21 protein-coding genes are annotated in these 23,416 nt (G+C 61.5%); 10 read left to right on the top strand and 11 right to left on the bottom strand.

The annotated features are described in order from the left end of the window. Positions 1-18 precede the first annotated feature (18 nt). The gene (locus OEZ71_RS09790; RefSeq protein ID WP_263739766.1) at positions 19-1,140 is read left to right on the top strand and encodes an alpha/beta hydrolase; all 1,122 of its coding nucleotides are present in this window, start codon (positions 19-21) and stop codon (positions 1,138-1,140) included. Here the strand turns inward: OEZ71_RS09790 and OEZ71_RS09785 are convergent. From OEZ71_RS09785 to OEZ71_RS09775, 3 genes are read right to left on the bottom strand one after another with little or no spacing between them, the layout of a single operon-like run. Beyond that, a complete protein-coding gene (locus OEZ71_RS09785; RefSeq protein WP_263739765.1) occupies positions 1,137-1,718 on the bottom strand; it encodes a Smr/MutS family protein in 582 nt (193 codons plus the stop codon). The genes OEZ71_RS09790 and OEZ71_RS09785 overlap by 4 nt on opposite strands. After that, positions 1,715-2,635, bottom strand: coding sequence for a murein transglycosylase A (gene mltA / locus OEZ71_RS09780; RefSeq protein WP_263739764.1), 921 nt, complete (start codon positions 2,633-2,635; stop codon positions 1,715-1,717). The genes OEZ71_RS09785 and mltA overlap by 4 nt, the downstream gene beginning before the upstream one ends. Then, positions 2,635-3,291, bottom strand: a complete 657-nt coding sequence (locus OEZ71_RS09775; RefSeq protein ID WP_263739763.1) for a Tim44/TimA family putative adaptor protein — start codon at positions 3,289-3,291, stop codon at positions 2,635-2,637. Before OEZ71_RS09775 ends, mltA begins: the two co-directional genes overlap by 1 nt. 122 nt (positions 3,292-3,413) lie before the next feature. On the opposite strand from OEZ71_RS09775, the gene OEZ71_RS09770 reads away from it, so the two are divergent. Genes OEZ71_RS09770 through idi form a run of 3 tightly spaced genes read left to right on the top strand, consistent with a single transcriptional unit; the run spans position 3,414 to position 4,987 of the window. Continuing rightward, positions 3,414-3,890, top strand: coding sequence for an FxsA family protein (locus OEZ71_RS09770; RefSeq protein WP_263739762.1), 477 nt, complete (start codon positions 3,414-3,416; stop codon positions 3,888-3,890). 57 nt (positions 3,891-3,947) lie between these two features. Further along, the gene (gene secB / locus OEZ71_RS09765) at positions 3,948-4,463 is read left to right on the top strand and encodes a protein-export chaperone SecB (RefSeq protein ID WP_263739761.1); all 516 of its coding nucleotides are present in this window, start codon (positions 3,948-3,950) and stop codon (positions 4,461-4,463) included. Continuing rightward, positions 4,460-4,987: an isopentenyl-diphosphate Delta-isomerase gene (gene idi, locus OEZ71_RS09760; RefSeq protein WP_263739760.1), complete on the top strand. Its 528-nt coding sequence runs from the start codon at positions 4,460-4,462 to the stop codon at positions 4,985-4,987. Before secB ends, idi begins: the two co-directional genes overlap by 4 nt. Before the next feature lie 72 nt (positions 4,988-5,059). Here idi and OEZ71_RS09755 read toward each other — a convergent pair whose 3' ends face one another. Genes OEZ71_RS09755 through OEZ71_RS09735 form a run of 5 tightly spaced genes read right to left on the bottom strand, consistent with a single transcriptional unit; the run spans position 5,060 to position 9,660 of the window. Continuing rightward, positions 5,060-5,362, bottom strand: coding sequence for a DUF4387 domain-containing protein (locus OEZ71_RS09755; RefSeq protein WP_263739759.1), 303 nt, complete (start codon positions 5,360-5,362; stop codon positions 5,060-5,062). Further along, entirely contained in the window at positions 5,355-6,719 is a 1,365-nt protein-coding gene (locus OEZ71_RS09750; protein WP_263739758.1) for a DUF1446 domain-containing protein, read from the bottom strand. Before OEZ71_RS09750 ends, OEZ71_RS09755 begins: the two co-directional genes overlap by 8 nt. Beyond that, on the bottom strand, positions 6,719-8,239 hold the full coding sequence (locus tag OEZ71_RS09745; protein ID WP_263739757.1) for a tripartite tricarboxylate transporter permease: 1,521 nt from the start codon (positions 8,237-8,239) through the stop codon (positions 6,719-6,721). The genes OEZ71_RS09750 and OEZ71_RS09745 overlap by 1 nt, the downstream gene beginning before the upstream one ends. Positions 8,240-8,251: 12 nt before the next feature. After that, complete coding sequence (locus OEZ71_RS09740; protein ID WP_263739756.1) at positions 8,252-8,695, bottom strand: tripartite tricarboxylate transporter TctB family protein; 444 nt, start codon at positions 8,693-8,695, stop codon at positions 8,252-8,254. Continuing rightward, a complete protein-coding gene (locus OEZ71_RS09735) occupies positions 8,692-9,660 on the bottom strand; it encodes a Bug family tripartite tricarboxylate transporter substrate binding protein (RefSeq protein WP_263739755.1) in 969 nt (322 codons plus the stop codon). The genes OEZ71_RS09740 and OEZ71_RS09735 overlap by 4 nt, the downstream gene beginning before the upstream one ends. Before the next feature lie 124 nt (positions 9,661-9,784). On the opposite strand from OEZ71_RS09735, the gene OEZ71_RS09730 reads away from it, so the two are divergent. From OEZ71_RS09730 to OEZ71_RS09710, 5 genes are all read left to right on the top strand, one after another. Next, positions 9,785-10,450: a response regulator transcription factor gene (locus tag OEZ71_RS09730; RefSeq protein WP_263739754.1), complete on the top strand. Its 666-nt coding sequence runs from the start codon at positions 9,785-9,787 to the stop codon at positions 10,448-10,450. Beyond that, positions 10,447-11,814, top strand: a complete 1,368-nt coding sequence (locus OEZ71_RS09725; protein WP_263739753.1) for a sensor histidine kinase — start codon at positions 10,447-10,449, stop codon at positions 11,812-11,814. The genes OEZ71_RS09730 and OEZ71_RS09725 overlap by 4 nt, the downstream gene beginning before the upstream one ends. Beyond that, positions 11,784-12,818, top strand: coding sequence for an ABC transporter substrate-binding protein (locus OEZ71_RS09720; RefSeq protein ID WP_263739752.1), 1,035 nt, complete (start codon positions 11,784-11,786; stop codon positions 12,816-12,818). The genes OEZ71_RS09725 and OEZ71_RS09720 overlap by 31 nt, the downstream gene beginning before the upstream one ends. 118 nt (positions 12,819-12,936) lie before the next feature. After that, positions 12,937-14,763, top strand: a complete 1,827-nt coding sequence (locus OEZ71_RS09715; protein WP_263739751.1) for an autotransporter assembly complex protein TamA — start codon at positions 12,937-12,939, stop codon at positions 14,761-14,763. After that, complete coding sequence (locus OEZ71_RS09710; RefSeq protein ID WP_263739750.1) at positions 14,763-18,302, top strand: translocation/assembly module TamB domain-containing protein; 3,540 nt, start codon at positions 14,763-14,765, stop codon at positions 18,300-18,302. The genes OEZ71_RS09715 and OEZ71_RS09710 overlap by 1 nt, the downstream gene beginning before the upstream one ends. On the opposite strand, the gene OEZ71_RS09705 is transcribed toward OEZ71_RS09710, so the two are convergent. After that, positions 18,296-19,135, bottom strand: a complete 840-nt coding sequence (locus tag OEZ71_RS09705; RefSeq protein WP_263739749.1) for a YihY/virulence factor BrkB family protein — start codon at positions 19,133-19,135, stop codon at positions 18,296-18,298. The two genes, OEZ71_RS09710 and OEZ71_RS09705, sit on opposite strands and share 7 nt — an antisense overlap. A 125-nt stretch (positions 19,136-19,260) precedes the next feature. Between OEZ71_RS09705 and OEZ71_RS09700 the strand changes: the two genes are divergently transcribed. Beyond that, on the top strand, positions 19,261-20,571 hold the full coding sequence (locus OEZ71_RS09700) for a cytochrome-c peroxidase (protein ID WP_263739748.1): 1,311 nt from the start codon (positions 19,261-19,263) through the stop codon (positions 20,569-20,571). On the opposite strand, the gene OEZ71_RS09695 is transcribed toward OEZ71_RS09700, so the two are convergent. Both OEZ71_RS09695 and OEZ71_RS09690 read right to left on the bottom strand, forming a co-directional pair. After that, the gene (locus OEZ71_RS09695; RefSeq protein WP_263739747.1) at positions 20,568-22,088 is read right to left on the bottom strand and encodes a CRTAC1 family protein; all 1,521 of its coding nucleotides are present in this window, start codon (positions 22,086-22,088) and stop codon (positions 20,568-20,570) included. The genes OEZ71_RS09700 and OEZ71_RS09695 overlap by 4 nt on opposite strands. Further along, entirely contained in the window at positions 22,085-23,335 is a 1,251-nt protein-coding gene (locus OEZ71_RS09690; RefSeq protein WP_263739746.1) for an ROK family transcriptional regulator, read from the bottom strand. The genes OEZ71_RS09695 and OEZ71_RS09690 overlap by 4 nt, the downstream gene beginning before the upstream one ends. Between the last annotated feature and the right edge of the window lie 81 nt (positions 23,336-23,416).

The raw sequence follows: 23,416 nt of genomic DNA, 5'->3' as shown, positions 1-23,416 counted from the left end.
TGTAGGCAGGGGTTTGGCATGTCGCGGATACTCACCGGATTTCTGATCGTCCTGACGCTGGCCGCCTGCGAAACGCGCGGGCGTGTCATTCTGGTGCCAGATGCTGCAAAAACCGGTGAAACAGAGACTGTTTTTGTCGGCACAACGCGCGGGCCGGACCCCGATACGGGCGACGAATTTGGACGCGGGCGCAGTGGCACCACGCGGTTTGTCCGGCTCGACGTTGCGATTCCACCGGACCGGGCGGCCGGCCAGATCCACTGGACACCCGAGCGGGCCGCACCCGACCCGAAGACCGATTTCCTTGCGACCGATTTCCAGACCTATGCAGGCACTATGGATTTTCGCACCGATCTTGCCCGCGCCCTGAAGCAGGAGCGGCGCGGCCAGCGGGAGGTCACGCTCTTCGTGCATGGTTTCAACAACAATTTCGCCGAAGGCGCCTATCGGCTGGCCCAGCTTGGACACGATCTCGACCTTGGCGGGGTACTCGTCAACTATTCCTGGCCTTCCCGCGCCCATCCGCTCGGCTATGCCTACGACCGCGACAGCGCGCTTTTCGCGCGGGACGGGCTGGAGGATCTGTTGAACGAGGTTGTGGCAGCGGGGGCCGAACGCGTGCTGATCGTCGCCCATTCAATGGGCTCCGCCCTGACGATGGAGACGCTGCGTCAGGTTGCCATTGGCGGCAATGACAAGGTGCGTCAACGGATCGAAGGCGTGGTTCTTGTCTCGCCCGATATCGACGTCGAGGTGTTTCGCGCACAGGCCACCCGGATGGGAGGGCTGCCCCAACCCTTCCTGATCTTCACTTCGAAGAAAGACCGGGCCCTGGCGCTTTCTGCGCGACTTACAGGGCAGCGCGACCGGCTGGGCAATGTCACCGATGTCAGTGAAGTGGCCGATCTTGATGTCACGCTTCTGGACACGACCGCGTTTTCCAAAGGCGGCGGTCATTTCAATCCGGGCAATTCTCCGGCGCTTCTGGCAATTCTCAGCCAGATCGCAGATGTCGATACGGCATTGGCAGCGGATCGGACCGGCCGGACGGGACTTCTGCCGGGTGCGGTGCTGACGGTGCAAAACGCGACTCAGATCGTTTTGCTGCCGGTCACCGCTATCACGGGCGCACAGCCCTAGCCGCGCCTCAGATAGACATAAAACGCTCCACCGCCGCCGTGTTTCAGATGGGCCGGTGCCACCTGCAGGACCGCAGCGCCAAGGGGCGGTTGGCTGAGCCAGTTGGGCAATTGGTGTCGCAACACCCCCATCCGCTGTGGAATCGGCCCGTGATCGTCCTTCACCTTGCCCTTGCCAGTGATGACCAGAACCATGCGCTTTCCCGCGCCTTGAGCGTTCAGGATGAACCGGATCAGCTCAGGATGCGCCTCGGCCACTGTCATGCCATGCAGATCAATCCGCGCCTCCGGCTTCACCTTCCCGCGCAGCATCAGCTGATGGGTACGCCGGTCCATGCGCACGGGCTGGGCGGCAAGCCGTTCCTCCAGTGCGGGAACAAGGTCATGTGCTGCTGTCAGTGGTCTTGCGGTCTGACCGATATGAAAGTCCGCGGGGGTCGGGCGCGGCTTTTTCGGTGGGGTTTTAGGTGCAGCCTCGGCCGTCTTGGCCGGGATCGCACGAATCGGCCTAGCTGAAGCGGCAACACGACTCCAAAGCTCCCGTTCCTCCGGGCTGAGCGGGCGGCGGCGATGCGTCATGGCGCGATCCGTTCGGCAAGTTCACGCGGAAATAACGTCACTAATCTGCCTGAAATCCGCATACCGCCCGCCCGGCGCCCGGCATCCGCCCCTGTCCCGCAAAAGACATCTCCACGCTGCGCGCCTTTGATCGCACTGCCCGTATCCTGCGCGATCATCAGGGTTGCGAGCGGCCCGCCCTCGACCCAGACCGGCGCGCCAAGTGGGGTCACATCGGGATCGACCGCAATGCTGCGCATGGGCGTGACCGGGCAGCCCGCTGTGCCGATCGGGCCGGTTTCTGCAGCAAGGTCGAGGTGTTGGAAGAAGACGAAGGAGGGATTGTGGCGCAGAAGATCCTGCACCGCCGCGGGATTGGCCCGGCACCAATCGCGGATTCCGTCAGCTGTGATCCCGGCCGCTTCACCAATGCCCCGCCGGGTCAGTTCCTTGCCAACGGAACGGTATTCGTGACCGTTTTTGGCGGCATATCCGTATCGCCGGATGCTGCCATCGCCCAAGCGCACACGGACCGAACCCTGAACTTGCGCAAAGAAGACCTCAACCGGGTCGGAAAGCCAGACAAGCTCGTTCCCCGAAAGAAGATTGCCATCCTCGATTTCTGAACGACTCAACCATGGGCCATCATCAGGCAAATCTTCAGGGGGCGCATAGAGGGGATGGGCAAAACCCGGCGTACAAGTCGCGCTGCCTTCGACCTCAGGTTCGTAGTAACCGGTAATCAGACCCGGTGGCGCACCAGTTTCGACCGGCACGAAATGCGTTTCTAAGAAACTGCGTGCCTCTGCGCCATCGGGGCGCGGCCAGTCCGGACCAAGCAGATGGACAGTCGCGTGGTATGCAGAAAGGGCCGCGACGTGATCGTCCGCGGCCCAACCGGCAAGATCGCCGAAATCAAGAACACGCGCCGCCGGCATTACTCGCCGGTGGCGACAAGCTGCCAGTTGGGATCGTCAGACCCCATCTTGCGGGCAAACGTCCAGACGTCGCGCTGTCGGCGCACTTCGTTCGGATTGCCCTCGACGACCTCGCCAGCAGCATCGCGCGCGGCAGAGATCAGTTCGCTCGCGAAACGCACGGTGACCTCGCCTTCGGACGAAGACCGGTCGAACTCGGCATCCTGAAGGCTTACTTCGCGGATGCCCATGAACTCTGCCGTCACGGTCAAGCCGCGCGCCTTGCGGGCTTCGACCACTTCGTCGAGAGTCTCGTAAACATCGGGCGACATGAATGGTTTCACGCTGCCCAGATCGCCTTTTTCGAAGGCCATCAGGATCATCTCGTAAGCGCCGCGCGCGCCGGACAGGAATTCCGAAACCGAAAAACTGGGCTCTGCCTGCTTCATCGCGGCAAGTGCGCGGGCTGCATCGCTGTCTTCCGGCACATGGTCCGCAATATCGCGGTCGACGCCGCCCTCGATGACTTCGAACTTGCCCTTGCGGGTGCCCGCTTGCGGTGACGGCAGCGGTGGCTTTTCGAAACCCTCGCGGGTGCCAAGAACGCTTTTCAGCCGAAGAATGAGGAAGATCGCGATCCCGGCCAGAACGAGGAGAGAAATCACATTGTTATTCATCAGCCGGACCTTTCTTGCCGAGGCGTTTTCACGGCAGGGTTGGTAACTTTGTTGTTCTCCACTTATGTAAGTCACGGGTTGGGTCAAGTCCACTCTGCGCCAGAAAAGGAAAAGGACACGCCATGTGGCTTCTGATCGCGTTCATCGCGGTACCAATGATCGAAATTGCGCTCTTCATTCAGGTCGGCGGCTTTATCGGTCTGTGGTGGACGCTTGCCATCGTCCTGGCCACGGCGGTAGCAGGCAGTCTGCTGGTCCGGATGCAGGGTGCGCTTGCGCTGGCGCAGTTGCGCGGGTCACTGCAGGAGTTGCGGGACCCGACCGAACCGATCGCCCATGGTGCGCTGATCCTCTTCGCCGGGGCGCTGTTGCTGACGCCGGGCTTTTTCACCGATACGGTCGGCCTTCTGCTGCTGGTTCCGGCGGTGCGGTCATCCGTCCTGCGGTATCTGGCCAGTCGTATCCGGGTGGAGCGCTTTACTGTCGGCGAGCGGCCAAGGCCGCACGAGCCACATCGACCCGATGTCATTGATGGTGATTTCGTGGAAATCGACCCCGACAACGATCCGCGCCCGCCATCGGGCTGGACCCGGCATTGAGCCTGTCCCTGCAAGGTGCTACACCCGCGCCGACTTGATTTCCTTGGGAGAGACCAGATGGCCGAGAACGGCAACGGGGCTGCACCGGAGCAGCCGCAGGCAGGACAGGCACCGCAGGTGAAGATGAACGTGCTGGGGCAGTTCATCCGCGATATGTCCTTTGAAAATATCGTGGCGCAGAAAGGCGTCTCCAGCGCCGATATTCAGCCCGACATTCAGGTTCAGGTCAGCCTCGATGCCCGCAAGCGCGGCGTCGAGCACCAGTACGAAGTCGTGTCCAAATTCAAAGTGACGTCGGCGAACAAGGCCGACAAGTCGCCGCTTTTCCTTCTGGAGCTGGACTATGGCGCGATCTTCCATGTCGAAGGCGTGCCGGAAGAGCAACTGCATCCGTTCCTGCTCATCGAATGCCCGCGCATGGTGTTCCCCTTCGTGCGGCGCATCATCTCGGATGTGACCCGTGACGGCGGTTTCGCACCGCTCAACATCGACACGGTCGATTTCCTGGCGCTTTACCGGCAGGAGCTTGCCCGTCGGGCAGCCGAGCAGAAGCCGGCCGAACAGGTTTCGTGACAGCGTCGGCCGACCTGATACCCGCCTGGGTCGAGGGGCGTCTTGCGCCCTTCGACAAGATCGGTGCGCATCTTGAAGGCCTGCGCCACAAGGCGGTGTCGGTTTTCCTGATGGATGGGGAACGGGTGCTGATCCAGCGCCGGGCCATGGTCAAATACCATACGCCGGGCCTTTGGGCGAATACCTGCTGTACGCATCCGCATTGGGACGAGACGGCCGAGGATTGCGCCCGGCGGCGGCTGGCGGAGGAGCTGGGTATCAAAGGCGTGGACCCTGTTTTTGCCGATCAGGTCGAATACCGCGCCGATGTCGGTGGCGGCATGGTCGAACACGAGGTGGTGGACATCTTCACCGCCATTGCTCCCGCAGGGTTGAATGTGGCGCCGAACCCCGATGAGGTGATGGACGTGCGTTGGGTGACGCTGTCGGATCTGATTTCCGAGATTGCAGCAGAGCCTGCGCGGTTTACCCCCTGGCTGCGCATCTATCTGGCCGAGCATCGCGCCCGGATTTTTGGCGCCTGATTTCAGGGCAGATGCCGGGGGACTTCGCGTCCCCCGGACCCCCTGCGGAGTATTTTCAGACAGAAAGTGGGGTCAGGCGATCTCCATTTCCTCCAGCAGGACGGCCCAGGCCGCACCGTGCATGTCACGGTCGGCGCGCGTTCCTTGTATGGCTGGACGGGGCAGTGAGAATTTCACGACGTTTAGATCGGCGATATCGAAGCGCTTTATCTGATCCGGGTCGGTTCGGAAAAGAGCCGCGACTCTGTCTGTGTCCACACCTGATGCAATGCGTTGAAAATCGGCTCTGTTCCGGCAGAAAACGTCGATTGTCAGCCAGAAGGGGCCAGCGTTTTTCGACCGGACTTTTTGGGCGATCTGACCGAGTTCAGCCATGGCCGACCTCATTCGTGACAAGGCGGAAGGCCGACATCGGGTCGTCGAGGGACAGAACGTGATGCAGGCAGAATTCGTAAAGTGCACCTCGCGGCATTTCGGCGGGAGAGAACGGGAAGGCGAAGGTCGGCATCGGTTCGTCTTCAGTTAGCGCATGGTGAAGGAGGTAGGGGTTCAGGATCTTGCCGATCTCGGCTGCCTGCGCTTCGGTCGGCGCGGTGGCTATGGCGAGGACGCCGACCTCCGCAGGCGGCGGCGCGCCTTTTTCAAGCGGACCGAGCGTGGCGTCGACCCCGATAAGGCGTAACTCGATGTCGAACTGGCCATCGCTCAGGTCCATCCGGGCGGAGACATCGCTGCGCGCCTTCGCGGCGACTTCGCCGGCCCAGCCACGGGCATTCGCGACATAGTGACGGTCGCGAAGCAGGGTGAGGCTCACAGTCTGGTAGCCGGCGATCCGCGCGCCTTCGAGTTTCACCGTGTAGGGTCCGGGGCGCCAGACCGACCCCTCGACCCGGACCCGGCGGTCATCGAGCGCGGTATAGGTCGCGCCGGTCACGTCCAGGATACCGCCCGGTTCGTACAGCAGGAACGGGTCGGTATTTTCATAGAGCATATGGGCAGAGACGGTGTAGGGAGTGGCGCGGGCGGACGGCGCCAGAGGCTCCATCGTGAACCCCGCCGCATCGAAATCGATCTGGATCACGCCGGATGCCGGGTTCGTCGTCGCCAGCGCGCCGCATTCGCCGATCTTTGCCCCGTGCCAGGCAGCGCCGGGATGACAACCGTGTTGGATCGGCAGCGCAGCGATGATCGCGGTGTCGGTGGTGCGACCGGCGATCACGATGTCGGCGCCGGTGTTCAGGGCCGCCGCGACCTGCTCAGCCCCGGCAAGGGCGACGATGTTGGTGCAGGATTGGATGAGGTCCACATCGACTTCTGGCGCGGCGGGCAGGGCGGTGATGCCGCCCGCTGCGAGCGCGGCGGCAATATCGGAGGGTTTTTGGCCAGAATAGACTCTGGTTACGGTGAGTATCTGCCCCAGTTCCGCCGCAAGTTCACAGGTAATCTCGTAAAGCCAGTCGACCGTCGCATCCGTGCCGCAGGTGCCCGCCGTGCCGATCACCAGCGGGACGCCTGCCTTATCCCGGGCCAGCATCAGATCGCGCCACTCGGCCTTGGTCGTAGAGCGTGAGTATTTGGAAACGCCCCGCCCGAGATAGGCGGGGCCGCTGTCTGTCGATCCGCCATCGACGGCGATGACGTCGGGCCGGGCGGCTACCCCGCGCGCGAGTGCGTCACGGTCGTAGGCGACGCCCAGCGCCCCGGTCGGGATCAGGACCCGTGTCCGTCCCATCAGTCGATGACCTTATCAGCCTCGGCCACCTGCGGACGGCGCAACATGCCCCGCAGGAAGATCGGCGCGACGAATCCGGCGACCGCGAAGAGCCAGAGGCCGATGGCGATGGGCGAGGAGAAAAGATAGGTCCATTCACCGCCCGAAAGCGTCATCGCATGGCGCAGGTTGTTTTCCATCTGGTAGCCCAGAAGGATGCCGAGGATCACCGGCACCGTGGGAATATCCATCTTGCGGAACGCATAGCCCATGACACCGAAGAGGATCATCAGGACAAGGTCGAAATAGCTGCCCGAAAGCGAGTAGATGCCGACGAAGGAGATCATCGTGACGCCTGGCAGAAGCAGGGCGGGCGGCACCATCAGCACCTTCACAAAGACCCTGACCAGCGGCACGTTCATCAGCAGGAGAACGAAGTTGGCGATCAGAAGCGAAGCGATCAGGCCCCACACAACTTCTGGCCGGTCGGCGAAAAGTGTCGGACCAGGTGTGATGTTGAGCGTCATGAGGACCGCGAGCAGTACAGCCGTGGTGCCCGAACCTGGAACGCCCAGCGTCAGCATCGGCACCAGCGCGCCACCGGCTGCAGCGTTGTTCCCGGCCTCGGGAGCGGCAACGCCCTTGGCGACGCCGGTTCCAAACCCGCCTTTTTCACCCGCGATGCCCTTTTCCATCATATAGGTCAGGAATGAACCAAGCGAGGCGCCCGCGCCCGGCAGCACGCCCGCAATGAACCCCACGGCGGAAGAGCGCAGCATGGTCCAGCGGGTCGACCACATCTCGGCCCAGGGCACGACGACACGCTCCAGCTTCACGCCGACCGCACTGTCACGGCCGTGGGTTTCGATGAAGAAAAACACTTCTGCCACGGCAAACAGGCCGACGATGGCGACGAGGAAGTCAACTCCGTCGCTCAGGTGCAGGTTGCCACCGGTGAAGCGGTCGAAGCCTGCATTGTTGTCAAGTCCGATGGTCGCGATGGCAAGGCCGATCAGCGCAGCCAACCCGGCTTTGGCCTGATTTCGGGAGGCCATGCCGCCGAGCGTGGCGAAGGCCAGAACATAAAGCGCGAAGTACTCCGCCGGGCCGAACTTGTAGGCGATGCGCGCAAGATAGGGCGCGACCAGAGCCAGCGCGATGGTGGCAAGAAGAGCGCCAACGAAGGAGGCGACCCCCGAGATCACCAGCGCTTCGCCCGCCCGGCCTTGTTTGGCCATGGGATAACCGTCGAGCGTGGTCATCATCGCCGGTTCGTCGCCGGGGATGTTCAGAAGGATCGAGGATATCCGCCCACCATACATCGCGCCGTAATAGACCGAGGTCAGCAGGACCAAGGCTGCCGTTGCGTCCAACCCCAGAGTAAACGTGATCGGAATGAGGATCGCGACCCCGTTCGAGGGCCCGAGCCCCGGCAGCGCACCGATGATCGTGCCCAGAAAGCAGCCGATCACGGCAAGCGTCAGCGTCCAGGGCGACAGCGCGACGGAAAACCCGAGCGCGAGATTGGCGAAGATATCCATGAAAGGCTCCTGTCAGCCCGTAAGAGACCGGGGAAAGGCGAAGAGCGAAAGGCCGAGCGCGTATTTGAAGATCACGAAAAGGCCGATCGAGAGGCCGATACCCACGAGAACAGCGGCCCTACGGTGTGGCGTGATCTGATAGCTGAGCACACCGGCTGCGATGGCCGTGGGCACCAGAAAGCCCATCGGTTTCAATGCATAGGCATAGGCGACAAGCACGAGCGTCGCGAAACCCAGCGCCAGAAGTGTCGGGCGGGGCGGCCATTCAGGCTCCTCATCCGGTCGCAGCACGAGAAAGCCAGCGCAGACGATCATGCCAATACCGATGATGGTCGGGAATGCCTTGGGCCCCAGCTTGTCGAAGAGGTTGCCGGGCGGCAGGTTGTAGGCGCTCACGATATACGTGAGCGCCACAAGGATCACGACCAGCCCGAAGACGCGGTCGGTACGGATCACTGGATCACACCGATTTCGCGGCTGAGTTCCTCGGTCTGGGCGACAACGCCGTCGATCCAGGACTGGAAGTCACCACCGACCTTGGTGAAGGGGGCGAGACCGTTATCGGCCATGGCCTGCTTCCATTCGGCGCTGTCGGCCACGGCCTGCAGCCGGTCGGCCCATTTCTGGAAATCTTCGTCGGAAATGCCGCCCGGCACATAAAGCCCCCGCCAGTTCACGGCGACAACGTCAAAACCCTGTTCCTTGGCGGTCGGGATATCCTCGAACCCCGGCACACGCTCTTCGGTCAGAACGGCCAGCGCGCGCACTTCGCCCGACTTGATGAAGCCCACGATTTCCGACATGTCGCCGGTCATCGCCTGGGTAAAGCCACCCACGGTCTGGGTGATCGCATCCGCACCACCATCAACACCGATGTATTTGACCGAGGTGATGTCATCGAAGCCAGCGGCTTTCAGCACCTGCAGCGGCTTCATATGATCAAAGCCGCCTGCCGCGGAACCGCCGGCAAAAGCGACTGAGGACGGATCAGCCTTGATCGCCTCGACCATGTCCGAGAGCGACTGAAACGGGCTGTCAGCAGCCACGACGATGACACCGGGATCAGCGCCGATTGCGCCGACGAAACGAACCTGATCGGCGGTCGCGTCTCCGTAAGCCTTCTGCGCGAGGCGCGTCGTGGTGGCAGACGAGGCTGCGACGATCAGTTCGGGGTCGGTGTTCCGCTCAGCCACAACTGTGGAATAGGCAAGGCCACCACCGGCACCAGCCATGTTTGTAACCTGTACGGGCGCATCGACCTGACCGATATCGTAAAGGATCTTGCCGATCTGGCGGCAGGTGAAGTCCCAGCCGCCGCCGGGGTTGGCCGGTGCGATGCATTCCGCTGCCCAGACCGAAGAAGCCGCCATAAGGCTGATCGCGGCGCTGGTGCCCAGCGCCTTCAGGGTCGTGAATTTCATTCTGTCCTCCCAGACGTTCTTTTCTTGCCGGGCAGGCACGCGAAAGCCGCTGCACCCATCCCCTTGCAAAACCCACGATTCGCCGGGAAGCTGACAAGAACCTGTCATGTATCGAGGAAAGAAAGTGCGATTTCTATTGGTGGAGGACAACCCAGACCTTGCGCAATCCGTGGCCGAACGACTGCGGTTGGATGGTCATGCCGTCGACCCGGCCGCGTCACTAGCCGAGGCAGAGGACTGCCTTGCGGCCGCACAATATGACTTGATCCTCCTGGATATCTCACTTCCCGATGGCGATGGGCGCGACTTCCTCCGACAGGAACGCCGCAGTGGTCGCGATACCCCGATCATCGTGATGACCGCACGCGCCGCGGTTTCGGACCGCGTCGACGTGTTGGACCTTGGTGCCGATGACTACGTGACAAAGCCCTTTGACTTCGCTGAGTTGGAGGCCCGCTGCCGTGCGGTCTTGCGGCGGCGCGGGAGTGCCCTGCAGACGGTTCAGCATTTCGCGGGCATGACCTTCAACCCGCTGAATGCCAGTGTCTCTGTCGGCGGCGAGATGCGCGAGTTGCGGAATCGCGAGTTGCGCCTTTTGGAGATTCTGCTCGCGGCGCCTGAACGCATATTTTCTAAGACGCAGATATGTGACCGGCTATTTTCATATGCCGAAAGCGTCACCGACAATGCGATCGAGGTCTATGTGGCGCGATTGCGCAAGAAACTGGAGGGCTCGGGCGCGAAGATCGAAACTGTACGCGGCCTTGGTTACAGGCTGACGGCGGAATGATCCGCAGGCCGATATCGCTCCGGCTCCGGCTGGTTCTGATGCTTCTCGGCATCGCGGCGGTTCTGGCCATCGTGCTTTATTTCACCGTACGCACCGTTGCCGATCAGGCAGCCGAGGCCACGCAGGATGGGGTGCTTGGGGCCGCGACGCTCGCTATTGCAGAAAGCCTGCAGGGTGGAGATGAGGGGGTCAGCGTCGATCTGCCTTATGAGGCGTTTTCGATCCTCGGCTCGATCAGCGCCGATCGGGTGTTCTACCGTATCGACGCAGGTGGCGAGACGCTCACAGGTTATTCCGACCTGCCACCGCCACCCGAAGCCGGGGCTGCTGTCACGCCCGTCTTTTACACCTCTGCCTATCGCGATACCGAGGTGCGGATCGCCGCGGTCGCGCGCATGGTGCTGGTCGCGCGAAAACCGGTGCCGGTTCTGGTCATGGTCGCCCAGACGCGACAGGGGCAGGAGGCCATCGCCCAACGCGTCGCCCAACGCGCCGCCGCCATCGGGCTTGGGTCTTTCGTTCTGGCGGCGGCTTTGTCGCTGTTGACTGCGGGCAATGTGCTCGGCCCGATCAACCGGCTGGCCGATGCCGTCGGGCGGCGCGGGCCGCATGATTTGCGCGCGGTCGATCATCCGACTCCGGTCGAACTGAGGCCGCTGATCACCGCGCTGAACGGCTTTATCGCAAGGCTGCGCGGGGCGATTTCGCGGACCGAGACCTTTATCGCCGAGGCCGCGCATCACATTCGTACACCTCTGGCGACGGTGCGGGCGCGAGCGGAAATTGCCATGCGGCAAAGCAAATCCGAAGAGATGCGCGAGACATTGCGCGCTGTCATCCGGGCGGTTGAGGAAAGCAGCCGCTCCGCCGGGCAGCTTTTGGACCACGCGACCGTCGTTGCCAGATCAGACCGGCTGGCGGACGAACCGGTCGATCTGACAAAGCTGGTCGCTGCGCAAGCAGAAGCATTTGGTCCGACGGCGGAACTGAAGGACCTGACCATCTCGGTTAAAACGGAACCCGTTACCGTGCAGGGCGACCGCGCGTTGATCGAGGCAGCCTTGCGAAACCTTTTAGACAACGCGATCAAGTATTCGCTGCCGGAAACCACGATTGATCTGGTGCTGACAAACGACAACGCTGCCCGGATTGAGGTTGCGGATCGTGGTCGGGGCCTGTCGGGGCAACAACAGGGTCGACTGACGAAGCGATTCGCACGCGGCGAGAATGCCGGCGACGTGATCGGTTCCGGTCTCGGCTTGACTATCGTCGCCGAAGTTGCCGCCGCTCATGGCGGGCGGTTCGAACTAACCGAACGGGAAGGAGGCGGCACATGCGCGCGGCTCTACTTGCCCTTGGCCTGATCCTTGGCTTTGCCCGGCTTGCGGTGGGGTTCACGGTTGAGGAGGAGGTCGCTTTTCCAGCTACCGGAAGCAATTCACGGGAACTAGTCATACTTTCTACTACGGACACCGCCGTCATGCGGCCGCTGATCGAGGCATTCCAGAACCGCAATCCGGATGTCGCGATTCATTACACCGTCGCAAATTCGCAGGAAGTCTTTGCCGCCATCAATGATGAGGGCCTGGCTTTCGATCTGGTGATCTCATCGGCGATGGACCTGCAGATGAAACTGGCCAACGACGGTTTCGCCAGTGCATATCGTTCCGGCCCCACTGCCGCTCTACCCGGTTGGGCCCACTGGCAGGACCGGCTTTTCGCCTTCGCGCAGGAAAACGTCGTCCTGATCGCCTCACGGCGCGGGCTGGAAGGCCTGCCGCCGCCCCAGACCCGCCGCGACCTGATCGAGATACTGCGCGACCACCCCGAATGGTTCGAGGGGCGGATTGGCACCTATAACCCGGAACTGTCCGGTGCAGGATATCTGTTCGCAACACAGGACGCCCGGCAATCGGACAGTTTCTGGCGGCTCGCCGAGGTGATGGGCGGTCTTAACCCCCGGCTTTACACCTCGTCGAACGAGATGATCACCGATCTGAAACAGGGACGGCTCGTCCTAGCCTACAATGTTCTGGGCTCTTATGCCGGGCCGCGTTTAGCAGGGGACAAGGATGCAACGGTGATCGAGCTTGAAGATCACACTTTGACATTGCTCAGGACCGGACTCGTCCCGTCGAATGCGCGCGATCCGGTTCTGGGCGGTGCTTTTCTGGACTTTCTGCTTGGGGCCGAGGGGCGCGGGCTGCTGCGCGACGAAGCCGGATTGCCGCCCATCGACGAAACCGCGCTTGCCAGTGGGCCGCATCTGAGGCCCATGCGGCTCGATCCCGGACTTCTGGTTTTCCTCGACGCCATCAAGCGGCGGGGGTTTCTGGAAGAGTGGTCCTCCGCCCTGAACCGCGACTGAGTTCACGTTTTCGCAGATCATGCGCCAAAACACGCCCGACGACCTGCGGAGCGCTGGAATTCGCCGAAGAATGCTGCGAGGAATGGGACCGAGTAGACGGGTCGGCCGGGGGGCACGTGTGAAGAGTGAATCGACAGGATTGATGAAGGCGGCCGGATTGGCCCTTTGCTGTACGGCGTTTCTTGCAACGCCGGCGTCGGTCGACGCCCTCGATTCCCTGACCATTATTGTCCCAAGCGGTTCTGAAGAGCTCGCGTCATCGCTTGAGAACGCCTCACTGCTGAAGCTTGCTGAACGTGACAAGCTTACCGATGCGCAATCTCTCTTTGCCGCCGCGCGGGCAGATTACGGCCGACTTCTGGGCGCGCTATATGCCGAAGGGTACTATTCCGGCGTAATCCGGATCGAGATCGATGGGCGAGAAGCTGCAACCATCGCTCCGCTTGACGCGCCAAGATCAATCAACACGATCCGTGTGACGGTTCAGCCGGGGACCCGCTTCACCTTCGCCAAAGCGCGGATGAAACCCTATGCGAAAGGCACGAAGCTGCCACCCGCCTATGGCGACACCAAACCTGCCTATTCCACCGCCATCGTCGACGCAGCGAGGGCTGGCGTCGAAGGCTGGCGGAATATCGGTCACGCAAAGGCGCAGGTTTCAGGGCAGAAAATCATCGCCGATCACCGCACGGCCACACTGGATACCGAGATTCTTCTCGCTCCCGGCCCGCGCGTGCGCTTTGGGCAGATGCAGGTCTCCGGGCAAAAGCGCATGCGGCTTGACCGGATCGAAAAGATTGCAGGCTTCCCGACAGGCGAGGTCTTTGATCCGAAAGAGCTTGAAACCGTTGCCAAGCGACTGCGCCGAACGGGCGTTTTCCGCTCGGTGGCACTGACAGAGGCCGAGGTGCTTGGCCCCGGCGACACGCTCGATGTGGATCTCACCCTTGCCGAAGAAGCGCTGCGCCGCTTCGGATTCGGGATCGAGGCCTCGACCTCAGACGGCGTGAATCTTTCGGGCTACTGGCTTCATCGCAATCTACTGGGCGGGGCGGAACGGTTGCGCGTTGATGGCGCGGTGGAGCGGATCGGCGCAACCGATACTGATCTGGGCTACAGCCTCGGCGTTCGGATCGACCGCCCGGCGACGCCGGTAACCGACGCCGATGCCTTCGTTGCGGCGCGGGCGGAGCGGACCGAGATTGTCGATCTGTCCGTCGACAGCTTTTCGCTGAGTTTCGGCCTGACCCGCTACCTGAACGACCGCCTCTTTGCCGAAGCCGGGTTGTCTTACATTCATGCGACGGCAAAAGACGCGGCGGGATCAAAAAACTTCGATGTCCTCGCTTTCCCGACCGCGCTGACATGGGACAGTCGCGACAACCCGACCGATGCCCGCAAAGGTTATTATCTTCGTGCCGACATCACGCCGTTTCTTGGGTTCAACGGAACCGGGTCGGGCGGCCAGTTCAAAACTGACGCCCGAGCTTATCGTGGCTTTGGAGCCGAGGATCGTTTCGTTCTGGCCGGGCGGTTTCAGCTTGGCACGCTGGCCGGGCCCGATCTGGCCGACACCCCGCCTGAGTTTCTATTCTTCTCGGGCGGTGGTGGTTCGGTTCGCGGTCAGCCCTATCAGTCGCTGGGTGTGCCGGTCACGAAATCGGCCACCATCACCGTACAGTCCGGTGGTCTGAGCTTCATCGGGCTTTCCGGCGAATTGCGGGCCGACATCACGGAAAAAATCGGTGCAGTGGCGTTCTACGATGCCGGCTTTGTCAGCGATGAGGGCCTTTGGGGCGGTAATGGTAGCTGGCATTCCGGTGCGGGCCTTGGCCTGCGCTACGATACCGGGATCGGGCCCATTCGCTTTGATGTCGGTTTGCCGGTTTCCGGCGATACCGGCGATGGCGTACAGCTCTATGTCGGCATCGGGCAGGCTTTCTGATGCGGCGGCTTCTCCTCCTTGTCATTCTTTGCCTGATGCCGATTTTTGCCGTTGCTCAGGACAGCTCGGACGAGGATCGTGACTTCCTGACCGGGCTTTTGGAGGACAATCTCTCAGGCGTCGGTCGGTCGGTGCGGATCACCGGATTTACCGGGGCGCTGTCGTCGCGGGCCACCTTCGACGAGATGACAATTGCCGACAAGGACGGCGTCTGGCTGACTATCCGCGATGGTGCGCTTAGCTGGAACCGGCGCGCGCTCCTGGGCGGCCGGATCGAGATTGCCGAACTGACGGCGGAAGAGATTGACCTGCCGCGCCGCCCGGTGGCGGAGGGCCCGGCGGCCGAGGCCAAGGGCTTCAGCCTGCCCGATCTGCCGGTCTCGGTGTCAATCGGCACGTTGCGCGTGAACCGGGTGGTTATGGGTGAACCGCTCTTCGGCGCGGCGGCCGAGGTTTCCCTGAAAGGAACGGCCGCGCTGGAAAGCGGTGAAGGTTCGACCGAACTGACCGTGGCGCGGATCGACGGGCGCAGGGGCACTGTGTCACTGACCGGCAGCTATTCCAATACGACGCGCAAGGCGACGCTCGACCTTCTGGTGGCCGAGGGCGCTGACGGGATCGCGGCCAATCTGATCAACCTGCCCGGTGTGCCGTCGATTGAATTGGCGATCCACGGCTCCGGCGTCCTCGACGATTTCAGAACCGATATCGCCCTGACCACTGACGGCACTCCACGTCTGAATGGCCGGATTACCTTTCTGTCCGAAGAAACCGAAAACGATCGCATGGAGCACCGGTTTGCCGCCAACATTTCGGGCGACATCGCACCGCTTTTCCTGCCGGAATATCAGGAGTTCTTCGGTACCGACATTTCGCTTGATGCGGAGGGTCAGCGGCTTCCCTCCGGTCAGCTTGACCTCACCCGGCTGGTGCTGGATTCGCGTGGTGTCGACCTGACCGGCAGCCTCAGCCTCGCGCCCGACAATCTGCCGATCCGGGCCGCGATGACGGCGCGGATCGGTCTGGTGGACGGGTCGCATGTTCTGTTGCCGCTACCGGGGGAAAAGACCCTGGTCAGAACGGCCGATCTAACCTTCCGCTATGCCTCGGCGCGGGGCGATGGATGGAAACTCGCCGGGGTCGTTTCGGGCCTGAAACGTGACGACCTGGCAATCGACACCTTGAAGCTCGATGGATCGGGTCGCATCGCGCGCGGCGGGCAGGCCGGGGTCGTGGCGGCGCGCGCAGGCGGGACGGTCAGTTTCGATGCGGAAGGGGTCCGTCCGGCTGATCAGGCCATCGCAAAAGCGCTTGGGTCCCGCCTTTCCGGCCGGGCGGTCTTTCACTGGCTGAAGGGCACGCCGCTGCGTATCCCCGTGCTCGACGTCACGGGGGATGGTTACGGTGCCGGGGGCGGATTGTCGGTCACCGGCCCGGATGACGGCATGACCGTCAGCGGTGATCTCGCCGCCGATGTCGCGGATATGGGGCGGTTTTCCGACCTCGCAAATCGCCCGCTTGGCGGATCGGCCGCTTTGAATGTCAGCGGCTCTGCCGGGATACTTTCTGGTCTGCTTGATCTCGAAGGCAGTATCGAGGGCCGCGATCTCAGCGCCGGGCAGGCGGAACTTGACCGGCTTCTGGCTGGGCTGGCGCGGGTCACAGCCTCTGTCCGGCGCGATACAGAGGGCACCGAAATCCGGCGTCTCGATATCAGGGCCACGACGCTCACGGCCGAAGCTTCAGGCTGGCTCCGCACGGGCGGAAGCGATCTGAAGGCAACGCTGGATTTCACCGATCTGAGCGTCCTTGGTCCCAACTACCGCGGTGCGTTGGCGGCCACGGCTACGCTAAACCAGACCGGCGATCTTAGGCATATCACGCTGGAGGGTACTGGCGCAGAACTTGGTATCGGGCAGGAGATAGTCGACAAGCTGCTTCGCGGTAAATCTGAACTGAGCCTCGTCGCCGACGAAGAACGCGGGAAGGTTCGGCTTGATATCTTCCGCCTTTCCAATCCTCAGCTTTCACTGGATGCCGAGGGGCTGATCGAGGACGAAGAACGTCATGTCGATGTGTCGGCGCGGCTCAATGATATGGCTCTGATCGCAGCGGGCTTTCCCGGCCCGTTGACCACAGGTGGGCGGGTTACTGAAACCACCTCGGGTTATGATATTGACATCGACGCGACCGGACCGGGTGCGACCTCGGCCCAGATCAACGGAACGATAGCTGGCGATTTTGCATCAGGTGACCTGGCGATCAGCGGCGGCGCACAATCGGCGATACTCAACCCCTTCCTCGCACCGCGCAATATCACCGGGCCGATTGCTTTCGACCTGCGTCTTGATGGTCCACCCCGGCTGTCGTCGCTGTCCGGCCGGGTGGGTATCTCGGGCGGACGCCTTGTCGCACCGACCTTTGGTATCGAGTTCGAAAACCTCGACCTGAACGCCGATCTTGCCAATTCAAGTGCAAGCCTCGCCGGTGCCGCAACGGTACGCGGCGGCGGTCGGGTGGAGTTGTCAGGACCCGTCGCATTGACCACGCCCTTCAACGGCGATCTGGCGATCCGCCTTTCCGGTGTCAGCCTGCGGGACCCCGACCTCTATGAGACCACGGTTGATGGCAATGTCGCCATCCGAGGGCCGTTCCGGAGTGGCGCGGATATTGTCGGCGCGGTAACTCTCGGTCGGACGGAAATCAGGGTGCCTTCTACCGGCCTTGGAACAACCACGGCGATCCAAGGCATCGCCCATGTCAATGAACCCTCTGCCGTGCGGGTCACTCGCCAGCGCGCCGGGATCGACGGAGACGGTAAAACGAAACGCGATCGGGGTCCGGTATATGGGATCAACCTGACGATCTCTGCCCCGGGTCGGATTTTCGTACGCGGGCGGGGCCTTGATGCCGAAATGGACGGCAATCTCAGCCTTGGCGGAACCACGGCGGACATCATTCCGGCGGGTCAGTTCAACCTCGTGCGCGGACGGCTCGATATCCTCGGAAAGCGTTTCACCATAGATGAGGGTCTCGTCCAGCTTCAGGGTGAACTGACCCCCTATATCCGCTTCGCCGCCTCAACCAAGAGTGAGGGCATAACGGCGACGATCGTGATCGAAGGTGAGGCCTCGCAACCGGAAATTCATTTCGTCTCCGCACCGGAGCTGCCCGAAGAAGAAGTCGTCGCGCATCTCCTTTTCGGTCGCAGCTTGACCAACCTGTCGCCGTTTCAGGCCGCTCAACTTGCGTCGGCAATCGCGACGCTTGCCGGCAAGGGTGGGGAAGGCGTCGTGTCAAAGCTCAGAGGCTCGTTTGGTCTCGACGATCTGGATGTGACGACAGATGCCGATGGGACGGCGGCCTTGCGGGCGGGCAAGTATGTTTCGGAAAAGGTCTATACGGACGTCACTGTCGGCGGCGAGGGCAAGACTGAACTAAACCTCAATCTCGATGTGCGACCAGGCGTGACCCTGCGCGGCACGCTTGAATCCGATGGAGGAACCGGGATCGGGCTTTTCTACGAAAAGGACTACTGATCGCGTAGCAATCTTGCGCGTTCGGCATTCACCGCAGCACCTAACAAAACTATATAGGCCGACAAATAGAGCCACATCATAAGCGCCACAACGGCGCCGATGGAGCCATAAAGGCGGTTATATGTTCCGAAATTCTCGAGATAAGCAGAGAACGCCATTGATGCAGCGGCCCACAGCAACGCCGCCAGAACTGCGCCTGGTGTAATCCATTGATGGCGCGCCGGCATGTTTGGGCCCCAGCGATAAAACAGACCAAGCACCACCATAACGACAAGAAACATGACTGCCCATGGCATGATCCGAAGGGCAGAGTGGGTGAAGAAATCAAAGGGTACAAAATTCAGCGCGATGGGCACGATCACGACTACGACAAGCGCAAAGAGAAAGAGCGCAATCAGTACAAGTGTCAGCGCAATAGAGCCAAGATGTCTAGCTAGGCCGACACGGCGGCGGCTGGCATGTATCGCGTTTAGACCCATGATCATAGCTGTGACACCAGAATGAACCGAATAAAGCGCAATCATCAAAGACACCGCCGAAGCCCAGCCCAGAGTTCCGGTATTTGCGTCGAGCAAAGCATTCAGTTGCGTTTCGATGATTTCGTAAGCCGCATCCGGAATGACTTCATGTATTGAAAACAGATATTCCCGCATGACGGTTGGATCGGAGAATAGCCCCCAGATCGCGATTGTGGCCGCCATAGCCGGAAAGATCGCGAGCATGGCATAGAAGGCAACACCGGCGGAGATCAGGCTCAGGTGCCTGTCATCGGTTGCGTGCCAGACAGATCGCGCAAGGCTGACCAGGAATTTCGGGTCGAACATCCGCCGCATGACGTCTCCACTTTCTGAATCACATGTTCGCGCGTTGCCTGGCGGGCCGCAATGGTTGATCCTTTCGATGCTGGCTGGGCAGGTGCGGGTTGCCACGATAAAGCTTTGTCATCCGGAGGAGTAAAATGCGCGTTGCCCTGATCCTAGCCGTCATTGTCAGCCCGGTTCTGGCAGACGTGCCCGCACCAGTCACCGATGCCGACTACCTGCCGGTAAACGAGGCCGAAGCGCGACTGGGTCATCTACTTTTCTATGATCCGGTCCTGTCGGGGAATCGCAATATTTCCTGCGCGACCTGTCACCATCCGCGCTTTGCGACCTCGGACGGGCTGTCGCTGGGCCTTGGCGAGGGTGGGGTCGGGTTGGGACCCGACCGGCGGGCCGATCCGGAAAATATGCCTGAACAGCGTATTCCCCGCAATGCGCCCGCCCTGTTCAATCTGGGTGCGCGGGAGTTCACGGTGCTGTTCCATGACGGTCGAATCGAAACCGACCCGACGCACCCGTCGGGCCTTAGGACGCCGCTCGAGGATGAGATGGTGATGGGTTTTGTCTCTGTCCTCTCGGCCCAGACTATGTTCCCGGTTCTGTCTCCCGATGAAATGGCTGGGCATTATCAGGAAAATGACGTCGCCAAGGCGGTGCGCAGCGGGCGTATCACGGGATCGGGTGGAGCCTGGGACATCATTACAAAGCGGGTCGAGGCTATCCCGGTCTACAGGGAGATGTTCAGTGACACCTACCCGGAGATTGCGGCAGGTAGGCGCATCGCCTTCACGGATATCTCGAACGCCATTGCGGCGTTTATCGAATTTGAATGGCGGGCAGACAATTCAGCCTTCGATCAGATGCTTAGGGGCGGGGAGGCGCTTTCGCCTGAGTCCGTCGAAGGCATGATGCTGTTTTATGGCGATGCCGGCTGTGCGCTCTGTCATTCGGGCCCGTTCCAAACGGATCAAGGTTTTCATGCGATGGGAGAGCCGCAGATTGGCCCCGGCAAGGCCGAACGGTTCGAAAACCATTCCAGGGATATTGGCCGGATGAGGGTGACGAACCGCAAAGAAGATGCCTATGCGTTCCGTACCCCGTCGCTGAGGAATGTGATGCGCACCGGGCCATGGGGTCATGCCGGGGCCTGGTCCGATATCCGCGCGTTCCTTGCCCACCATTCCGATCCAGCCGCCGGGTTGAGCAACTATACCCGTGATCAGGCGGTCTTGCCGGTTCTTGACAGAACTAAGCCGGATTGGGTCATACTTGATAACGCCAATGAGGCTGCGGCGATTGAGGCTGCTGCCCGGCAAGGTCAAAGGCTATCGGACGCGGATATAGACGCCCTTGTCGCCTTCCTTGACGCACTTACTGATAATGGCGCGATTGCGGGGCGGCTTGGCGTGCCGGACACGGTGCCGAGCGGTTTGCCGGTCGATCGCTAGAGGCCCAGCTTCAATGCGGTCCCGTCCGGTGACACGCGGGTTACCCGGTCAATCGGCACGGGCGTCCAACCCGAAACGGTACCGTCGGGCCAGATCACGCGTACTTCTACCTTTGATTCGGCACCCAATCCGAAATGAACCGGCCCCGCCTGCCCGCCAGCATGTCCGCCGCCAACCGTGATTTCACGCGTTTGCGTCCTGTCGCCGGAATGCAGCTCAACCCACGCGCCCACGGCTCGTGTGTTTACGTCTGCCGTAGGCTCTATTCCGGCCCAATGGCCGATATTTGGCGTTTCATTCTGCCAAATCTCCATGGGTGCCCTGCGGTTAATGACGACGACATCAAGGCGCCCGTCGCCATCGAGGTCACTAAGCGCCGCGCCGCGTGATCGTTCGGTCGTGGCAATTCCGGCCGTTTCTGCTTTCTCGATGAACTTTCCGTCTGGCCCCTGTATCAGCAGGTTGTTGGGATCGTGGATTGCGTTTGACGGCATCTGGTCGACATTACCCTTGGCAATGAAAAGGTCCATCCGTGCATCGTTGTTGATATCGCCAAACTCCGCGTGCCAGCCGGTAGAGGGACGGCCATCGTCACCGAGGAAGGGAACATGGGCGTAGGTACCGATCTCATAGGGTGCGTTTTCAAACCCGGTGCCCGTGTTGATTTGCAGGAGTTGATCTCCCATCGAGGTCATCATGACCTCGGGCAAACCGTCTCCGGTGATGTCCTGACTGGCGATTCCCATGCCCCACAAGGAAATATGCGGCCAATCTGCGGTCCGTTCGTCCAGAGGATTCAGCCGGAACATCTGCTCATAGCCGCCGCGAACGTAATAATGGCGGTCGTTAGAGATACGGAGTTCCGGCTCGCCGTTGCGTTGCCAGTCAGAGATCAGCATTGAAAGCGCACAATAACCGGGAGCGATCACTTCGGGCACGCCGTAGCCGTCATCATCCGGGCGATACAGATCTGATGTATCGCAAGCCTCGAACGGCCCATCCGGATTGGCGCGGTCGACATAGTGGCCAAAGGCAAGCGTGGGCAGGTTTTGATCTTTCTCCCACGTCGCTGTAAAGGCCGTCGTCCATGCATCGCGTGGATAAAAACCCCAGTCGGCAGAATGATCTTTGAAGCTGCAGTCTGGACCGCCGCGGAGCAGCATGTCGGAGCCGACCCTCAGCACGGCCAGATCAAGCATACCGTCGCCGTCGATATCGAGTGGGTAAGCACCGGTTGCACCAAGAATTTTGGGTATGTTCCCTTCTACAAAGCTGATTGGCGCGTGGGGGGCTGTGGTTGTGTTGACGAATAGCCGCGCCTGATTTTCGCCTCCAGCAGCAAACAGATCAGGCCGCGCATCCCCGTTGCAATCCAGAACGGCAACGCCGCCACCGACGAAATGTTCCCAGCCGCCATCGTAGATGTGCTGCACCGGTAAGCCCGCCGCGCGATCAATGAAAACAGGCTCTGCACAGGCAGGAATTGCAGAAAACAGCGCTGGAATGAATATTCTCATTGAGCGGCAATCTCACGTGCCGGGGCCAGCAATCCTTCGGTCACAGCGGACAAAGCGAGTGCCGCCGCGCCATGTGCCCAGAGCAAGTCACCCCAGGCGTGGATCTCGATCTTCGGCGCCGGACGACCGGTATTCAGGGCCAGCGCCTTGATTTCGGCGAGCGTCTCGTTTGCGTAAAGATAATCGTATCGCATCCGCTCACCCGACAGGATGATGAGCTCCGGATCGAACAGGTTCACGACATTTGCAAGGCCCAGCGCCAAGAATCGCCCGGCGCGGTGAAAGATTGATCGCGCCGCCTGATTGCCCGCCTTCGCATGGTCGTAAAGGCTTTCAAGCAGGATATTGAGCGACCGGTTTTCGCGGTTCGTCCAGTTGAGCGCGGTCGTCGCTTCGCGGGCCAATGCGTAATCGGCGACATAGGCCTCAAGACATCCACGCTGGCCGCAACGGCAGAGCGCGCCATCGAGTTGCACCTTGGTGTGGCCCAGTTCCATCCCCAATCCCTGCGCGCCGCGGTAGATACGGTGGTTCAGGACAAATCCCATGCCGACGCCGTGTTCGATGGTGACGACGGCGAAATCTGAAAGGCGTCGTCCGGCGCCGAACCACAGTTCGGCCAGAGTCACCAGATTGGCATCGTTGTCGATATGGACCGGCAGGCCGAGGCGGGCGGAAAGGGCCTGCGCGAGCGGGACATGCCGTCCGGCGAGGATCGGCGACCAATGCACGATGCCTGCCGCCGCATCGACGAAGCCGGGAACGCCAAGACCGATGGCGCTGAGCGTAATCTTGTTGATGCCGGCCTTGTCGCAGACCTGATCAACAAGATCTGCGGTCAGGGATACGAGATCCGTCAACTCCATCGCGCCCGGCTGATGCGGCATCGCGAGATCGGCAACGAGATTTCCTGCAAAATCGACGATTACGGCGGTGTTTTCGCGGTCCGACAGCTTGATACCGGCAACCAGATGCGCGTCAGGCCGCACGCCCAGCGCCACGGCCGGACGGCCCCGGCCGGATTCCCCGTCGCGGGGTGTGGCTATTTCCTCGACCAGTCCCATCTCGATCAGTTCCGAGGTCAGCGTGGTCACTGTCGCCGGGCTGATTGCCAGTTCCTTGGCGACCTGAACGCGCGGAATGAAGCCAGCCGCCCGGACCCGCTCAAAGATCTGCTGGCGAAGCGGACGGGCAGTTTCAGACAGGGCCGGAATCAGCGGACCGCAGCCATGCGTGTCCGGGCCCATGCGCTGACCATTTCGCGTGTCTTGTTCCGCCATTAATTAGCTCGCTTAACTAAAATCTACTCAATACTCGCCATATTTGGC

Source organism: Albidovulum litorale (assembly GCF_025751495.1).
In the GTDB taxonomy this organism is placed as follows: Bacteria; Pseudomonadota; Alphaproteobacteria; order Rhodobacterales; family Rhodobacteraceae; genus Albidovulum; species Albidovulum litorale.
This window is presented reverse-complemented; position numbering and strand designations above follow the sequence as displayed.

Bases quoted from the DNA above. Each gene is read 5' to 3' on its own strand.
- OEZ71_RS09790 (WP_263739766.1), top strand. From the start codon at position 19: ATGTCGCGGATACTCACCGGATTTCTGATCGTCCTGACGCTGGCCGCC.
- OEZ71_RS09785 (WP_263739765.1), bottom strand. From the start codon at position 1,718: ATGACGCATCGCCGCCGCCCGCTCAGCCCGGAGGAACGGGAGCTTTGG.
- mltA (WP_263739764.1), bottom strand. From the start codon at position 2,635: ATGCCGGCGGCGCGTGTTCTTGATTTCGGCGATCTTGCCGGTTGGGCC.
- OEZ71_RS09775 (WP_263739763.1), bottom strand. From the start codon at position 3,291: ATGAATAACAATGTGATTTCTCTCCTCGTTCTGGCCGGGATCGCGATC.
- OEZ71_RS09770 (WP_263739762.1), top strand. From the start codon at position 3,414: ATGTGGCTTCTGATCGCGTTCATCGCGGTACCAATGATCGAAATTGCG.
- secB (WP_263739761.1), top strand. From the start codon at position 3,948: ATGGCCGAGAACGGCAACGGGGCTGCACCGGAGCAGCCGCAGGCAGGA.
- OEZ71_RS09755 (WP_263739759.1), bottom strand. From the start codon at position 5,362: ATGGCTGAACTCGGTCAGATCGCCCAAAAAGTCCGGTCGAAAAACGCT.
- OEZ71_RS09750 (WP_263739758.1), bottom strand. From the start codon at position 6,719: ATGGGACGGACACGGGTCCTGATCCCGACCGGGGCGCTGGGCGTCGCC.
- OEZ71_RS09745 (WP_263739757.1), bottom strand. From the start codon at position 8,239: ATGGATATCTTCGCCAATCTCGCGCTCGGGTTTTCCGTCGCGCTGTCG.
- OEZ71_RS09735 (WP_263739755.1), bottom strand. From the start codon at position 9,660: ATGAAATTCACGACCCTGAAGGCGCTGGGCACCAGCGCCGCGATCAGC.
- OEZ71_RS09725 (WP_263739753.1), top strand. From the start codon at position 10,447: ATGATCCGCAGGCCGATATCGCTCCGGCTCCGGCTGGTTCTGATGCTT.
- OEZ71_RS09720 (WP_263739752.1), top strand. From the start codon at position 11,784: ATGCGCGCGGCTCTACTTGCCCTTGGCCTGATCCTTGGCTTTGCCCGG.
- OEZ71_RS09710 (WP_263739750.1), top strand. From the start codon at position 14,763: ATGCGGCGGCTTCTCCTCCTTGTCATTCTTTGCCTGATGCCGATTTTT.
- OEZ71_RS09705 (WP_263739749.1), bottom strand. From the start codon at position 19,135: ATGCGGCGGATGTTCGACCCGAAATTCCTGGTCAGCCTTGCGCGATCT.
- OEZ71_RS09700 (WP_263739748.1), top strand. From the start codon at position 19,261: ATGCGCGTTGCCCTGATCCTAGCCGTCATTGTCAGCCCGGTTCTGGCA.
- OEZ71_RS09695 (WP_263739747.1), bottom strand. From the start codon at position 22,088: ATGAGAATATTCATTCCAGCGCTGTTTTCTGCAATTCCTGCCTGTGCA.
- OEZ71_RS09690 (WP_263739746.1), bottom strand. From the start codon at position 23,335: ATGGGCCCGGACACGCATGGCTGCGGTCCGCTGATTCCGGCCCTGTCT.